The organism is Desulfovibrio cuneatus DSM 11391, from assembly GCF_000430005.1.
In the GTDB taxonomy this organism is placed as follows: Bacteria; Desulfobacterota; Desulfovibrionia; order Desulfovibrionales; family Desulfovibrionaceae; genus Frigididesulfovibrio; species Frigididesulfovibrio cuneatus.
Window position 1 is genome coordinate 1 of the sequence record NZ_AUCY01000078.1, and the last position, 1324, is coordinate 1324.

General features: G+C 40.6%; 2 protein-coding genes. One reads left to right on the plus strand and one right to left on the minus strand.

Annotation, left to right across the window (positions count from 1 at the left end):
• Positions 1 to 77: 77 nt before the first annotated feature.
• Positions 78 to 467, minus strand: coding sequence for a hypothetical protein (locus G497_RS0112550; protein ID WP_027188394.1), 390 nt, complete (start codon positions 465 to 467; stop codon positions 78 to 80).
• A gap of 251 nt (positions 468 to 718) precedes the next feature.
• Between G497_RS0112550 and G497_RS0112555 the strand changes: the two genes are divergently transcribed.
• Positions 719 to 1051, plus strand: a complete 333-nt coding sequence (locus tag G497_RS0112555) for a helix-turn-helix domain-containing protein (RefSeq protein ID WP_027188395.1) — start codon at positions 719 to 721, stop codon at positions 1049 to 1051.
• Positions 1052 to 1324 lie beyond the last annotated feature (273 nt).

Sequence of the window (1324 nt, forward strand, 5' to 3'; positions counted from 1 at the left end):
TGAGCGGTTCAACAACGGAGGTCTCTTCTATTTCTGGAAAAGTCAAACTTTGGGAGTCCCCAGGCAGAGCCTGGGGTTTACCGATTTTTTATTAACAAAGGATTAGGAGTAGTTATCTGGGCGACCCCCCATATACATATCCAGAAAGCCAAGAGGAGGATGGTTCTTTTAATTAACCCCCTAAATAAATACGCAAATATGTTAAATGGAGGAGCGGGTAAACCAATCCACCAACACGCCTTCCATTGATCCTTAAAATTCTTAAAAACAGGTACTCCAAGAATAACTTTATATTCTTTCCCTTCAAACAATGCACGCAGGTCACGCTCACCCTTTTGTTTATCACTGTCATCTGTTTGCTGTTCCTGAACGGTGCTAGCAGAAGAGACACCATCAAGCATTGAAGAGCAATGTTTACACTTTACGGCACCATCCATGATTTCTTCTTTACAAAACGGGCAAATCATTTTTCCTCCTTTTGTGCAGCCTGTGCATATTAAATCTTACAAGTACCCTATTCACGCGATTAAGATGAATACGAGATCCACCTTCTAATAGGAAAAACAAAAACGCTATTGCGACAAATAGTCAGCGCAGTTGCCATAAAATGTACATACAATGATTTTTTAAGTCAATAGATAAACAGAATAAGTCATATATAAATATTCTTAAAACAGCCATAATTGTTAGGTATAATTTCTCATACAAGGGGCTGTGAGTGGAAAAGGATAAACTGATACGCAGTGTAGGGGCTGCCATTGCAAGGCAACGCCTGCATGCTGAAATGACTCAAGCGCAGGTAGCAGAAGCATTAGAGATTGAAAAAGAAACGGTTTCGCGTATTGAAACTGGCGCTATTTCCCCAACAATCACACGACTAGCCCAATTCGCAGAACTCTTTGGCTGCCCTGTAAACGCTTTTTTCTGGCAGGAACAGGGGAAGGCTGACGACCAAACCATAACAATTTTGGAAATGATTTCTTCTTTACCCGAGAATAAACGTGCTTTGATTGTAAGATTTATTGGTGAGATTACCAAGGTACTCGAATAAAACCAGCGTGTAATATGCCCTCTTTCTCACTGCATGTGCATTTCCCCTATGGGGATTACAAATAAGATACTCCCCAAGGGCCAGAAGTCGCCCTTGGGGAGTATCGTTCTATAAAAAATGTTCTTTGAATAGATCTAAATGACTTTTTCCATCAACACTCTAGGCACTTTTCTACCACTGGTAGTGTCCAGAATTTTTCGCACATTTTGTAGCAGCCATGTGGGTTAGCTTTGGTGGCTTATACCGAAATCTCTTGTTTCATATTCATGTATC